The following is a 13,603-nucleotide window of genomic DNA, read 5'->3' as shown; positions in this document are numbered from 1 at the left end:
GCAGACCGCTACCCAGCAGAGTGCGGCGGAAGCGCCACCCGAGCAGCCCACGCACATAGTCCTGCATCCGTCGCCGCGGCTCCACCGGCCCATAACGGACCGTCAGCCCAATGGCTCGAAACCACCCGCGCTGACCAGCAGAAATGGAGACCGCTGCTGCAGTACTGGCCTCAGGGTAATTACTCGGGAGCGTACCAAACGGTCGGTATATGCTCTTCGAGTTCTGCTGGTCACGCAGGGCAACGATCGTTCGTGGGGGGCGAAATGCGATTTCATGTCATGGGGCCGATTGAGGCATGGAGAGACGCCGACGAGGTGGAGCTGCCGGGCTCGAAGATCACGACAGTTCTGGCCGCCCTGCTGCTGTCGAGGGGCCGGGTCGTCTCCGACACCCTCCTCGCAGATCTGCTATGGGGTGAGGCCCCGCCTGCGACGGCTCAGGCACAGATACAGACCTATGTGTCTCGACTGCGCGGTTTACTGGGGCCTGAGATGCGGATCGAGCGGCAGCGGCCTGGATACCGCATCAGTAGCAGGTCGCACAGCCTCGATCTGGTCGACTTCGAGCAGTTGACCGCGCTCGGACGCGACGCGATGGCATCCGGTTGCCCGGATGAGGCGTCCGTGCACTTCACTGCCGCGCTGGCGCTGTGGCGAGGCCCTGCGCTGGCGGGTGTCAGCGAGTTCCTGCTCTCGGCCGAGGGGCCGCAGCTGGAGGAGGCGCGCCTGGTCGTCCTGGAGGACCGCATTGACGCGGACCTTGAAGTCGGCCGAGACGCCAAGTTGACTGCCGAGTTGATGGCGCTGGTGACCGCGTACCCGCACCGGGAGCGGCTCCGCGCTCAGTTGATGCGCGCGCTGCACCGCTGTGGTCGGCTCGTGGAGGCCCTGGAGGTGTATCACGGCTACCGGCGATTTCTGGTGAACGACCTGGGACTGGAGCCCGGCAGGCTGCTCCAGGAGGTGCACCACATGGTGCTCACCGACGACTCGGTGCCATCGTCGACCCAGGAACACGGATCGCGCGGTATGCCTTCCGTCTCCCTCGCCCAGACCGCTTCGGCGGCGGCCCCAAAGCCCGTTCCCGAGGCCGGCCCGCCTTGCGCCGGCACATTGACCATCGTGCCGGCGCAACTGCCCCCGGGCCCAGCCGACTTCACGGGTCGCGCGACGCAACTGAGCGAGGTCTGCGCGTGGTTAGCGGCCCGTGACGACCATGAGGGTGCTCCGGCGGTTTGCACGGTCCTGGGCATGCCCGGCATCGGCAAGACCGCGCTGGCTCTGCAGGCCGCACACCGGCTGCGGGCCCAGTACCCGGACGGGCAGGTGTATATCGACCTCCAAGCGGGCAATGGGACGGCCGGGCCCGCCGAGGCGTTGCGCGATCTGCTCTGCGCGCTCGGTGTCGACGCCGCCGCGATGCCGGAGGGCCTGGGCGAACTGGCCCGTTACTACCGTAGTTGTGTCTCCGGGCGCCGCTTGCTGATCGTTATCGGTAACGCGCGGAGCGAGGAGGAGGTCCGTCCACTGCTGCCCGGCACATCCGGCTGCGGAGTGCTGGTCACCAGTCGCGGCCGACTGGCCGCCTTGGAGGGTGCCCGCAGCATCGTTCTCGGGGAGCTGAGCCGCGAGGAGTCCTTGGAGCTGCTGACCCGGATCGTCGGCCCGCAACGTGTTGCCCGCGAACCGCAGGCCGCGTCCCGCATCGTCGAGCTGTGTGCCGGCCATCCGCTCGCCCTGCGCGTCAGCGGTGCCCGGCTCGCGGCCCGGGCCCACTGGTCGCTGGCCAGACTGGCCAACCGGCTGGCCGACCAGCACCGCATCCTCGATGAACTGGAGCTGGGCGATCTCCTGGTCAGGGCACGGCTCGAGGAGACCTACGCGGCATGCCGCGAGGATGCGCGGGCCACGCTGCTGGCGCTCGCGACGCTGGGCACCTCGCCGTTCCCGCTGTCCTCGGCGGTCCTGGCCGTCGGCAGGCCAGCCGAGGAGACGCAGAACCTCATCGATGAACTCGTCGACTCCCACTTGCTCGCAGTCCACGACGGCGCCGCGGATTGCTACCGCATGCACCCTCTGACCTGGGTCATGGCCTGGGAACAGGCGCGCGCCGAAGGCATGGAGGCGCTGTGTGCCGACGGTACCGTCGTGCCGCGCGTCCCGGCCGGCGGGACCGGCTTCCCCCGCCAGCGCGGCCTGGCGCGCCCTGCCGACAGCGGTCTCCTGCTGCTCACCGCCTCCGCCTGCGGCTGAGCCGGGGGTTACGGGGAGGTCATCCGGCGGACAGGACGCTGACCTGTCCGCCCTCGGCGTGGGCCTTGATCTTGTGCGTGGGAGCCCGGGCCGGTCTTCACGGAGACCCCGCGCTCCCCGCCTTCGGCCTTCGTCGCCTCGGCCAGACTCCACGTTCATCTGGTCGGGGACAGCGGAGAAGGACGCGGAGGCGCCGCCGCCCCCCCCGGTCCACTATGGCGGTTACCGGCTTGGCGCCGGACCGCGAGATCGACACCGAACGGCCGTCGGACTTGGCCTAGGTGGCGCCGGACAATATGGAAGGCGAAGGGCGCCGTCTCATAGACCGTCATTGCATTGCCGCCCTCGGAGAGTTCGCGCCTGGCGGAGACAAGCCCTGCTGCTTCCCGCTTACGAGGTGGATCCGCAGCAACGCCCTGCCGATGCCCAGTTCTTGTGCGAGTCGGCTCGCATGATTTCGTCGCCGGGCGACAGCAGCCACGACCCGCAGGTGGTGCCGGGCTCGGCAGCGCCGCCCCCTTGTCAGGTTCCGGATATAGAGCCCGTATAGAGCTTGTATGCCGCCATGCAGGGAAAGGGTGAGTGAATGGACCCAACCTACGAAACCTGTGAGGAGGTCTTTCCACGGCTGAAGAGCGGATTGATGGCCGCGCACCGCGTCGTGCCCAACGATGATGAGCAGTAGTTGATTTGGAAAGTGCTTGCGGCGGTTAGCCTCGACTATGCGATCAGCTCCGCCGGATCGCGCGCGTTTATGGACCGCTGGTATGGCTCACCAACTAGGCGACCGCAACCACGTACTCACCCCGCCATCCCCCCAACTGATGGATGATTAACGGCAAGTGCTCACGGGCTATGCCCAAGGGGGCGGCCACGCGTTAATGGCGTGGTCGTGCCGCCCGGCGGCTGCCAAGACGAGGCTAATAGGGAGCCGGCCGCCTCCGGGAACATTCAAGGCCTGATCCGGCTGTGTGAAATGCAAGGGCTACCCCTATTCAGATTCCTTGGCCGCCAACAACGACCGGCGCCTCTGGGGAAACACCGCCCATGCAGCTGGAACGCCAGGTGGCGACCGCCGGCGTCGGCTGGAAGCAGTAAGTGAACCTGCTTGGCACCTGGTCACGGTCGGGGGACTTCCTTGCAAGGAACAGCCAACTCGCCAGGGCGAGCGCGGTGTTGCGCATCAATGAACCAATACACCTGACATTTTTCAATTCCAGAAGAGAGGACCACGAGAAATGAAGCGTGCTCCCAAGCTTGCCGCGGCAGCCGTGGGCGCTGCCCTGCATTCGACACTGAGACGAGCGGCGATGGCCACGCTGCTCACCACCGCATTGATAGGCAGCTCTGCGGCTGTGGGCGCGGAGGCTGTGGCCGCCCCGACGAACACCGGTCCCGGCACCACCGCGTCCAACGATTACGGAGGAGCCGGCCAGGGCCCCATTACCCAGTTCGGGTCGACGGCTCAGCAAGTCGCGCCTCAAGCGGTCATCTCGAGTGTGACCGCGCCACGACTGACCCGGGCACAGGTTCTGGAGCGCGCTGACTCGTGGGTCAACGCCGGCCTTACGTATAGTCAGCTCGACTTTTACCAGGGATACCGGACGGATTGTTCGGGATACGCCTCGATGGCCTGGCAGCTGAGCGACGGGGGAAAGAAGGACAGCCTCGACACGACCAGCTTCGTGCCGTCCGGGGTCGCCTCGTGGATCGACAAGGGAGACTTGCTCCCCGGTGACGCACTGCTGAACGACGCGGCCGGCAACGACGGACACATCGTCATTTTCGACCACTGGGCTGACGCTTCGCAGAGTTCCTACATCGGGTACGAGTTCACCAGAACCGGCGTCCACCACCGGACGATCCCCTACCCGTACTTTTCGGGCTATGGCACGTTCAACCCGGTCCGCAACAACAGCCTCGTCAGCGGGAGCGCCGCGGTTCGGTTCGCGGACTTCGATGGCGATGGCAAGGCCGACTACGTTACCGTCGGCAGCAACGGTGCGATCAAGGTCTGGTTGAACAAGGGCGGTGACGGCCGGGGCGGTTGGCAGGCGCTGGGCCAGGTTGCCACCGGGGCGACCACCGATCCCAGCCGGGTGCGCTTCGCCGATTTCGATGGTGATGGCAAGGCCGACTATGAGGTGATCAACTCCGACGGCTCGATGTCGGTGTGGTTGAACAAGGGCGGTGATGGCCACGGCGGTTGGCAGGCGCTCGGCAAGGTTGCCACCGGGTCTGCCACTGACCAGAGCCGCGTCAAGCTCGCCGATTTCGATGGTGATGGCAAGGCCGACTATGAGGTGATCAACTCCGACGGCTCGATGTCGGTGTGGTTGAACAAGGGCGGTGACGGCAACGGCGGTTGGCAGGCGCTCGGCAAGGTCGCCACTGGCTCCACCACTGACCAGAGCCGCGTCAAGCTCGCCGACTTCAACGGCGACCACAAGGCCGACTACGCCACCATCGGCAGCAACGGCGCGATCAACGTCTGGGTGAACAAGGGCGGCGACGGCCACGGCGGTTGGCAGACCCTCGGCCAGGTCGGCACCGGGGCCACCACCGACCAGGACGATGTCCAGTTCGCCGACTTCAACGGCGATGGCAAGGCCGACTACATCGTCACCGACCCCACCACCAACGCCTCCCGCGTCTACCTCTGGAACGGCGGCGACGGCAACGGCGGATGGACCAACCTCGGCCAAGTCGCCTCCGGCGTGACCAACAACTGACGCTACGCGGGGGCCTCGTCCGCACGGTGCGAGGCCCCCGCCTCGTCATGAATTTCCACATCAGGGTGAGGGAACTTTGAAACGTATTCTGTCCCTTGGCATGAGCGCCCTGCTGGGTGCAACCGCCATGACCTTGCTGCCGACCGCACCGTCGGCTCACGCCGTAAGCCCCGCCAAGCCCGCCCTGCGCGTGATGCCACTCGGCGACTCGATCACAGCGGGCTCCGGCAGTGCGACCGGCTCGTCCTACCGGCTTCCGCTGTGGAACCTGGTTGGTGCCCAATCGCGCTACACGATTCGCTACGTGGGCTCTCAGGCGAGCGGGCAGCTGCCCGACCTCAGCCACGAAGGCCATTCCGGATACATGATCGACGGCATCAGGGCAGGCATCGACCAGTGGATGGCCGCGGCCCGGCCGGATGCCGTCCTGCTGCACATTGGCGTCAACGACCTGGACCGCAGTACGGACCCGACCCACGCACCCGAACGCCTCAAGACCCTGATCGACCAGATCTTCACGGACCGCCCCGGCGTCACGGTGATCAGGCAAGGCGTCATCCCGACCACCCAGGGCTTGCAGGTCCCGCCATCCGTCTACAACGACCAAGCCAGGCAGCTGCAGTCCGCCGAAGAGCAGGCGGGGAACAAGTTCCGATACGTGGAACCGCCTGAGCTGACCTCCGCCGAGATGGCCAACCGCCTCCACCCCAACGACAGCGGCTACGCCCGTATGGGCCGGACATTCTTCACGGCGCTCGACCAGGCGTACACCGACGGCGCGGTGACCGGAGCCGCTCCGTTGAGCCCCGCGAGTGATTCGGGTGGGACGGGTCGGGTTCGGTTCGCGGACTTCGACGGTGACGGCAAGGCCGACTACGTCACCGTCGGCAGCAACGGCGCGATCAACGTCTGGGTGAACAAGGGCGGTGACGGCCGGGGCGGTTGGCAGGCGCTCGGTCAGGTGGCCACCGGGACTACCACCGATCCCAGCCGGGTGCGCTTCGCCGATTTCGACGGCGATGGCAAGGCCGACTACGAGGTCATCAACCCCGACGGTTCGATGTCGGTATGGCTGAACAAGGGCGGTGATGGTCACGGCGGTTGGCAGGCGCTTGGCAAGGTCACCACTGGGGCCACCACTGACCAGAGCCGCGTCAAGCTCGCCGATTTCGACGGTGACGGCAAGGCCGACTACGAGGTCATCAACCCCGACGGCTCGATGTCCGTGTGGCTGAACAGGCGCGGTGACGGCAACGGCGGTTGGCAGGCGCTCGGCAAGGTCGCCACCGGCACGACCACCGACCAGAACAGCGTCCAGTTCGCCGACTTCACCGGAAGCGGCAACGCGGCCTACATCCGTACGAACCCGTCCACGAGCGCGGCCGACGTCTACGCGTGGAACGGCGGTGACGGCCATGGGGGCTGGAACTCCCTCGGCCAGGTGGCCTCCGACATCACCATCAACTGAAGGAAGCCACGGAGGAATGGCACGATGAAGAATCGCTGGAAGAGCATCTGCGGCCTCGGGCTGGGCGTGCTTTCGGTGTCACTGCTCAGCGGGCCGAGCGCCGAAGCGGCTTCTGTCAGAACATGGGAGAAGGTCGCCCAGTGCGAGAGCAGTGGCGACTGGAGCATCAACACCGGCAACGGCTACTACGGCGGCCTTCAGATCAGCAAGTCAACCTGGGACGCCTTCGGCGGGCAGCAGTATGCGGCCTACCCCAACCAGGCGACGGAGCGTCAGCAGATCCTCGTCGCCGAGAAGATACTCGCGGGGCAGGGCCCGGGCGCGTGGGGTTGCTCGGACGCCGCGGATCTGGCCGACGACCACGCGAACCCCTACCCCAGCACAGTTCGGTTCGCGGACTTCGATGGCGATGGCAAGGCCGACTACGTCACCATCGGCAGCAACGGTGCGATCAAGGTCTGGTTGAACAAGGGTGGTGACGGTCGCGGTGGTTGGCAGGCGCTGGGTCAGGTTGCCACCGGGTCCAGCACGGATCCCAGCCGGGTGCGGTTCGCGGACTTCGATGGTGATGGCAAGGCTGACTATGAGGTGATCAACTCCGACGGTTCGATGTCGGTGTGGTTGAACAAGGGTGGTGACGGTCGCGGTGGCTGGCAGGCGCTCGGCAAGGTTGCCACTGGCTCCAGCACGGATCCCAGCCGGGTGCGGTTCGCGGACTTCGATGGTGATGGCAAGGCCGACTATGAGGTGATCAACTCCGACGGTTCGATGTCGGTGTGGTTGAACAAGGGCGGTGACGGCCACGGCGGTTGGCAGGCGCTCGGCAAGGTCGCCACTGGGTCTGCCACTGACCAGAGCCGCGTCAAGCTCGCCGACTTCAACGGCGACCACAAGGCCGACTACGCCACCATTGGCAGCAACGGCGCGATCAACGTCTGGGTGAATAAGGGCGGTGACGGCCACGGCGGTTGGCAGGCCCTCGGCCAGGTCGGAACCGGGGCCACCGCCGACCAGGACGATGTCCAGTTCGCCGACTTCAACGGCGATGGCAAGGCCGACTACATCGTCACCGACCCCACCACCAACGCCTCCCGCGTCTACCTCTGGAACGGCGGCGATGGCAACGGCGGTTGGACCAACCTCGGCCAAGTCGCCTCCGGCGTGACCAACAACTGACGCAGCCCCGGCCTGTGGTGCCGTCAGAGGCCAACCTCACCCACCACCACGACTCCGCCATGCTGCGCCAGGTCATGAGCCGGCTGGAGCGCACCCGCACCAGAGCCCTCGCGCTGCACGGTGAGGAGCATGCCTCGTCCGGGCGGCGAGCCAAGTCGTGGCGAAGTCGGGGCCGTTCATGGTTCCGTGGGCGAAGGATTCCATGAGCGAGAGCTGCTCGGCTGTCGCGGTGTGCCGGCAGTGACCTCGCTCCCGCTCGCCCAAGCCTGCTGGTGGAGCTGGAACAGCTTTGATGCATCGACGACTTCCGGGATCTCCTGGCCGATGCGCCGGGCGTATCGGTGGAAGTTGGCCACGGCCTGCTCCACGCCCTCGGGGAGGGTGTGGAGCAGGAGTTGTTGGGTACCGGCGATCACTGGACGTGCGTCAATGATCACTGAGGTCCAGTCCAGCTCGCCCCTGGCACCGAGTTCGTCCAGGACCGCCCGGTGCAGCCGACGCCACAGACCGGCCTTGGTCCACGCTATGAAACGGCGATGCGCGGTGGCAGGCGAGGTGCCGAACATCGGCGGCAGGTACCGCCAGGCGCAACCACTGGTCAGCGCGTACACCACTGCCGTGAACACCTTCCGATCCGCCACCGGCATCTTCCCGCCCCCTACTGCCTGGGTCGGAACGGCGGTATCAACGGCGCGGCTATCCTCCACAGCCCATCGGGGACCAGGTCCTTCGCAAGATCCACAGCCATAGCGGACGATCATGCCCCAAGTGGCGCCTGCAACCTGGGCCCGGAGCAGCGCAAGGAATAGCAGTTGGTCATCGAGTCCCGCGACTTCTAACCTGTTCGAATGATCGAAGATGGCCCTGCGGTACGCGTGGGAGACCCCGGACCGCGACCGGTCCACCTGTTCTTCTCCGAGCCGACAAGACCGTTCGGGGGCGACCCCACACTCGACTTCCTCGTGAAAGCTCGCGGGCGATGGGTGAGTATCGAAACCCTGGTGCGGACATGGGACGGCGATGGCCTCGACACCTTCCTCTCATCGCTGGCCGAGGACTTCCGTGGCTGGGAAGGAGCGCGCTCCTGGCGCTCCCTCGAACACGACCTGACAATCTCGGCGGCGCACCGCCCGGGCGGCTACGTCCACCTGACATGGGGCATTCACGACCGGCCTCCGTCCGAGGAGTGGCACTTCGAGACCACCACCGTGCACGCGGCCGGCGAGGAGATGCGAAACCTCGCCGCCGAGATCCACACGTTCCTCACGAGCACGGTCGAGTAGCTGAAGCACCACCACCACGTGAGACACCCTCTTAGCTTGTTCTTTAAGGTCGCCCGTCTCGACAACTCGTGACCGACCCTCACGGGATGCTGAGTAGGGTTGTGGCCATGAATCAGGTGAAGGGGTGGCGGCTCAAGCTGGACCCGGACGGTGGCGTCGAGGATGCGACGCTACTCATCCTGGAATGGCTCGGCGAGCAGGGCGTGGGGGCAATGCTCCGCGTCGACGCGGAACGTATGCGGGAAGGCCAGCCCGCGTGGACTTTCGCCGCCAGCGGCGGACCGCTGCCTGAAGGGATGAGGGCTGATGGGGGCTCGGTCGCGGAGTGCATGGGTAGAGCACTGCTCAAATTGCGCGAGGCTGGGCTGGCTGTACCGTTCTGAACTCGATTTGCAGGGTCGGTTTCGAACGCCGTCCCGAACTTGATCGCCCGGACGGGCATTCGCCGGTCGTGGAAGTGGCCTTCGCTTGATCATGTGCTCCGACCAAGGACACGCCTGATCACAACGAAGGCCGTGAGGTTGAGTCTGCTGCCTGAAGCCGCCCTGGCGGAAGCGTTCGCCCAAGCGTCAGGCTTCCAGGGCGAGTTCTACGAGTGTCTGACCACCCGGGGTGATGAGCTGTTCGAGCTGTCGGAGCGGTGCTGTGCACCAGCGGGGCGGTTCGGTCGGCAGTGGACCTGACGTTGCTGCCCGAGCATCGTCGTGGGCACGGAGCGATGTACGGCGGGCTCAACCGCGGCCGGATCGACACCGAACGGTTGCGGATGCTGCTGGCGAGGATGCCACTGCCGCGTTTCCCTGATGGCCGGCTGGTGCTGGCCGTGGACGTTTCGCCATGGCTGCGGTCGGATGCCGCATGCTCGCCGGATCGGCTGTTCTGCCATGTCTACAGCCGGGCGAAGTCGGCCTCGCAGTTCATCCCTGGCCGGCCGTACTCATTCGTCGCCGTGCTGGAGTTAGGCGCCACGTCCTGGACCGCGATCCTTGACGCGGTGCGTCTGGGGCCTGCTGACGGTGCGACCGCCGTCACCGCCGATCAGCTGCGGGCCGTCGTGGAACGGCTCATCGCCGCAGGCCAGTGGCGGGCTGGTGGCCCGGACATCGTGGTCGTGACCGATGCCGGCTATGACGTTACCCGCCTGGCCTGGGTGCTGCGTGACCTGCCGCTCGAGGTGGTGGGCCGGATCTGCTCCGACCGCGTCATGCGGCTGCCGAAGCCGCCCCGGGTCTATGACCCGAAAGGCGGGCGGCCGCCCAAGCACGGCCCGGAGTTCCGCTTCGCCAAGTCGGAGACCTGGCCCGAGCCCGTCGTCACCACGCTCACCGCCACCACCAACTACGGCAAGGCCACCACATAGGCGTGGGACCGGTGGTCCGGCCGGTTGGGGTCCAGAGCCCAGCCTCCCTCACGGGGGACAGCTCACACTCAGGCGCCGCGGCCCGTCAGGGGTTGCCCGTCACCTGGAACCCCGCCCCGAAGATGTTGCGCGCCGGATCCGCCGCCTCGCGGGCGCGCAGGTCGGCCAGGATGTTGGCCGAGCTGGTGTAGTTGAAGGGGGGCCACTCGAGGGTGATGGCCTTGGTGATTCCGGCCCAGGGGCCTGCCGCCTGGAAGTTGTTGTCGGTGGAGGGCAGATCCGTGCCGGGGACGTGCCAGATGACCGGGCCGCCGGAGTCGCGGGGGATGTGTGGGGCCGGTGTCTGGTAGATGCCGTTGTCGTTGCTGAGGACGGTGCCGTACCAGACGCCGCTCTGGCCGGAGGTGATGATTTCGTTGTCGCCGGTGGTGAGCAGCCGTTCGGTGTCGAGGGCGGGGTTGAGGGCGTTGGGACTGACCGGTCCCTGGGGGGACTTCACCTCGCCGGTCTGTTTGAGGTACGGGCCCTGGGAGGAGAGGGTCACCTGGGGGACCAGCTCGATCACCATGTAGTCCTTGGTGGCATGGCCCGTCTGGGAGCCCTCGGGGTCCTTGTAGTAGCGGACGTAGCCGATCGGGCCGAATCCGATGTCGTTGCGGTCGTACACCGGTTGCACATTGTCCGGAAGCTCGCGGTCGGAGTATTTCTTGTCCGGCTCAAGGCAGTGGCCGGCGGATATGGCGATATGGCGCTGGTGGTCGTCCGTGCCGACGGCGCCGAGGGTGCAGAAGAGTTCGGGTGTGTCCGTTCTGAAGGTGATCTGCAGGCCGTTGTAGACGCGTTTGCCTTCGGCGGGGCGGGGTGCGGCGTGGGCCGCTGTGGCCGCGCCGAGGGTGCCGGTGAGGGCGATGGTCAGGGTGAGGCCGGCTAGTTTCTTGAGCATGTGGGTTCTCCTTCGGGAGGGGGTGCGGTGTTTGGCTCAGCCGTGCTCCAAGGTGTCGAGCATGGCCAGGGCGTTGTGCACCACCGACTTGAGCTGGTCGTCGGTCAGGTCGTCGGCCTGCCTGAGGGCCGGGTCGGGCGCATAGTTGTCGAGCGCGTAGAAGACGTCGTTCAGGATGCTTTCCAGGGATGTGCGCAAGCGTTCCTTGGTGGCGAGGGCGCGTCGCCGGGCGGCGAGCCAACTTGTGGCGAAGTCGGGGCCGTTCATGGTTCCGTGGGCGAAGGATTCCATGAGCGATAGCTGCTCGGCTGTCGCGGAGCCGGCGGTGACCTCGCTCCCGCTCGCCCAAGCCTGCTGGTGGAGCCGGAACAGCTTTGATGCCTCGGCTACTTCCGGGTCCTTCGGGCCGATGCGCCGGGCGTATCGGTGGAAGTTGGCCACGGCCTGCTCCACGCCCTCGGGGAGGGCATGGAGCAGGAATTGTTGGGTACCGGCGATCACTGCATAGGGCCGGCCGGTTACCAGCAGGGCTCCGGAGAGGTCGGGGAGGGTGAGCAGGAAATTGCCCTTCTGGCAGGGGAGTTGGGTCAGGAGAGAGTCCGGGTCGGGGTGGATCTGGAGCACTGATGCTTCGGCGTCTTCGTTTGCCAGGCGTGCGGCGAGCAGATATGTGTGGCCTGTGTGCCGTGCGCCGGAAGCCAGGCGTTGTGCGAGATGTCTGTTTATGCCGGGTTGAGGGGAGGCGAGGGGTGCGGCCTTCTTGGGGCCTTCGGCCAGCCATTCCGGCCTGAAGGAGCGGTGGTCGAGCAGGGCGGCGGCTGTCAGCTGTGCGGCGTTGAGGGATGGCGAGGCCGGATCCGATATCACCGCCGCCCGGCCCCCGCCGGGGCCGGCATGCCCAGCATTACTCGGGAGTCCTCGGCGGGTGGCTGGGGTTCCTCGTCCAGCAGGCCCTCGTCGAAGAGGCGGTTGAGCCAGGCGAAGGTCTGGGTGAGGGGGACGCCGGCGCGACGTTGGCGGCGTAGCGCGAAGTCCTCGGCGCTTGCCATTCCTTGGGTCAGGCACTCGGCCAGGTCGTCCAGGTCCTGCTGGGCCACCGCCATGCGCTGGCCGAGCGCGGTGGCTCGCAACTCGCCGTTTTCGACCGTTACTTTGAGATCGGAGCGCAGGCGGACGGGGTCCTGGAGGCGCAGCCGGGTCCTCATGTGCTGGGCAATCATGGTGTGGATAAGTTCGTGGAGTTCGGGAGCGGTGTCAAAGGTGCCTTGGGCCAGGGTCCAGTAGCCGAGGGGCCAGCGGTCGGAGGCGTTGCAGGGTGTGATCAGCCGGACGCTGCGGTCGACCATGTTGAAGAGGAAGCCGGAGACGCAGGCGATGGTCGAGCTCGATTCCTCCGGGGCCAGTTCGTCACCGCGTTTGTGGGCGAACTCGCGGGCCCGGCCCGCATTGGATTTCACATAGGGCTTGGCCGCGCCCTTGTTCTGGGGGATGCACTCGACATGCAGCAACTCTTCGGCGGTGAAAGCCTCATGGACGCGGTTCAGGGCGCTGATGGAGATGATGGAGAAGCGGTCCACGGGGGAGCCGTAACCACGGGAGAGCTTCAGCAGGCGTCGGGTGCGCGCCACGTCCTTGTGGCCGATCGCCGTGGTGGTTTGCGGGCACTGGCCGAGGATGTGGTGGAAGTCGGCGAGGTAGTGCTCATAGTCGGGGTTGTCGAGGGGGTCGGTCGCCCAGTAGAGGAAGGCATCGCCCATGGGCTCTCCGACGATCGACCGCATGGTGTGAAGGGTGTCGCGCCACAGTGCGGCGTTTTCTTCCGAATAGGGCCAGGTGTGGTCGAACTTGGGGGCGGCGACGCCGCAGAACCAGCAGCCGACGGTGCAGCCCTTGGAGAGTTCAAAGGTGGCCGGGGCATGCACGATGGCCTGCGAACGTTCCGTGCCGAGTTCGCCGTTGCAGCGTTTCATCTGCCGTTGGCGCCAGATGGCCATACGCCGGTCGGCGGTGTCCTGGCCATGGGCGCGGAGGCGGCTGCGGTGGTTGAGCTTTTCCTGGATGAACGCGCGGTAGCGCCTTACGGAGAGGGGGAGTTCGGGGGCCGCGTCGTCTTGCCGGCCGTCTCCGCAGAGTAGGGGAGTGATCTGCTGGGGGGTGAGCGGGGCTCCTATCTCCTTGAGGGCTGCGGACGCGTCCTCCTCGAATTGGCGGCGAAATGAGGGGTCTACCATCCATCGCTCCAGCACTCGTTTGGTCCAGGCGACGTCGTGTAGGTAGTCGGCCGGCACTCCGGATGGGCTTCCGAGCAGTGGAAGGAAGCCGTCATCTTGCGGGGACATGGTTTCTCGCTCTCCTGGCAGACGACTGGATACCGGGGAGCGGCCGGTG

Annotated in this window: 10 protein-coding genes and 1 pseudogene; 7 read left to right on the top strand and 4 right to left on the bottom strand. The window is 66.6% G+C overall.

Features of this window, described 5'->3' with window-relative positions:
• Positions 1-264 precede the first annotated feature (264 nt).
• The 4 genes from ACIHFE_RS08720 (at position 265) to ACIHFE_RS08705 (ending at position 7,629) form a co-directional block, all read left to right on the top strand.
• A complete protein-coding gene (locus ACIHFE_RS08720) occupies positions 265-2,253 on the top strand; it encodes a BTAD domain-containing putative transcriptional regulator (RefSeq protein ID WP_400105113.1) in 1,989 nt (662 codons plus the stop codon).
• A 1,238-nt stretch (positions 2,254-3,491) separates the two neighbouring features.
• Entirely contained in the window at positions 3,492-4,985 is a 1,494-nt protein-coding gene (locus ACIHFE_RS08715; RefSeq protein WP_400105112.1) for an FG-GAP repeat domain-containing protein, read from the top strand.
• Between the two features lie 100 nt (positions 4,986-5,085).
• Entirely contained in the window at positions 5,086-6,453 is a 1,368-nt protein-coding gene (locus tag ACIHFE_RS08710; RefSeq protein ID WP_400105111.1) for an FG-GAP-like repeat-containing protein, read from the top strand.
• Between the two features lie 24 nt (positions 6,454-6,477).
• The gene (locus ACIHFE_RS08705) at positions 6,478-7,629 is read left to right on the top strand and encodes an FG-GAP-like repeat-containing protein (protein WP_400105110.1); all 1,152 of its coding nucleotides are present in this window, start codon (positions 6,478-6,480) and stop codon (positions 7,627-7,629) included.
• Positions 7,630-7,805: 176 nt separating this feature from the next.
• Here ACIHFE_RS08705 and ACIHFE_RS08700 read toward each other — a convergent pair whose 3' ends face one another.
• Positions 7,806-8,390 (bottom strand): transposase, encoded by a 585-nt coding sequence (locus ACIHFE_RS08700; protein ID WP_400105109.1) that lies wholly within the window; start codon positions 8,388-8,390, stop codon positions 7,806-7,808.
• A gap of 87 nt (positions 8,391-8,477) precedes the next feature.
• Here ACIHFE_RS08700 and ACIHFE_RS08695 point away from each other — a divergent pair, with 87 nt between their 5' ends.
• The 3 genes and pseudogenes from ACIHFE_RS08695 to ACIHFE_RS08685 all read left to right on the top strand — a co-directional run.
• The gene (locus tag ACIHFE_RS08695; RefSeq protein ID WP_400105108.1) at positions 8,478-8,912 is read left to right on the top strand and encodes a DUF6228 family protein; all 435 of its coding nucleotides are present in this window, start codon (positions 8,478-8,480) and stop codon (positions 8,910-8,912) included.
• A gap of 107 nt (positions 8,913-9,019) precedes the next feature.
• A complete protein-coding gene (locus tag ACIHFE_RS08690; protein ID WP_400105107.1) occupies positions 9,020-9,295 on the top strand; it encodes a hypothetical protein in 276 nt (91 codons plus the stop codon).
• Between the two features lie 138 nt (positions 9,296-9,433).
• A pseudogene (locus tag ACIHFE_RS08685) lies at positions 9,434-10,269 on the top strand (transposase); the annotation flags it as partial.
• An 88-nt stretch (positions 10,270-10,357) separates the two neighbouring features.
• Here ACIHFE_RS08685 and ACIHFE_RS08680 read toward each other — a convergent pair.
• From ACIHFE_RS08680 to ACIHFE_RS08670, 3 genes are read right to left on the bottom strand one after another with little or no spacing between them, the layout of a single operon-like run.
• A complete protein-coding gene (locus ACIHFE_RS08680; protein ID WP_400105106.1) occupies positions 10,358-11,215 on the bottom strand; it encodes a hypothetical protein in 858 nt (285 codons plus the stop codon).
• Between the two features lie 36 nt (positions 11,216-11,251).
• Complete coding sequence (locus ACIHFE_RS08675) at positions 11,252-12,082, bottom strand: colicin immunity domain-containing protein (RefSeq protein WP_400105105.1); 831 nt, start codon at positions 12,080-12,082, stop codon at positions 11,252-11,254.
• Positions 12,079-13,554 carry a radical SAM family RiPP maturation amino acid epimerase gene (locus ACIHFE_RS08670; RefSeq protein ID WP_400105104.1) on the bottom strand — a complete coding sequence of 492 codons (1,476 nt, stop codon included), beginning with the start codon at positions 13,552-13,554 and terminating at the stop codon, positions 12,079-12,081. The genes ACIHFE_RS08675 and ACIHFE_RS08670 overlap by 4 nt, the downstream gene beginning before the upstream one ends.
• Positions 13,555-13,603 lie beyond the last annotated feature (49 nt).

Source organism: Streptomyces sp. NPDC052396, from assembly GCF_044593195.1.
Lineage (GTDB): Bacteria > Actinomycetota > Actinomycetes > Streptomycetales > Streptomycetaceae > Streptomyces.
This window is presented reverse-complemented; position numbering and strand designations above follow the sequence as displayed.

Coding starts and splice junctions, on each gene's coding strand:
- ACIHFE_RS08720 (WP_400105113.1), top strand. CDS start 265: ATGCGATTTCATGTCATGGGGCCGATTGAGGCATGGAGAGACGCCGAC.
- ACIHFE_RS08715 (WP_400105112.1), top strand. CDS start 3,492: ATGAAGCGTGCTCCCAAGCTTGCCGCGGCAGCCGTGGGCGCTGCCCTG.
- ACIHFE_RS08710 (WP_400105111.1), top strand. CDS start 5,086: ATGAGCGCCCTGCTGGGTGCAACCGCCATGACCTTGCTGCCGACCGCA.
- ACIHFE_RS08705 (WP_400105110.1), top strand. CDS start 6,478: ATGAAGAATCGCTGGAAGAGCATCTGCGGCCTCGGGCTGGGCGTGCTT.
- ACIHFE_RS08700 (WP_400105109.1), bottom strand. CDS start 8,390: ATGATCGTCCGCTATGGCTGTGGATCTTGCGAAGGACCTGGTCCCCGA.
- ACIHFE_RS08695 (WP_400105108.1), top strand. CDS start 8,478: ATGATCGAAGATGGCCCTGCGGTACGCGTGGGAGACCCCGGACCGCGA.
- ACIHFE_RS08690 (WP_400105107.1), top strand. CDS start 9,020: ATGAATCAGGTGAAGGGGTGGCGGCTCAAGCTGGACCCGGACGGTGGC.
- ACIHFE_RS08680 (WP_400105106.1), bottom strand. CDS start 11,215: ATGCTCAAGAAACTAGCCGGCCTCACCCTGACCATCGCCCTCACCGGC.
- ACIHFE_RS08670 (WP_400105104.1), bottom strand. CDS start 13,554: ATGTCCCCGCAAGATGACGGCTTCCTTCCACTGCTCGGAAGCCCATCC.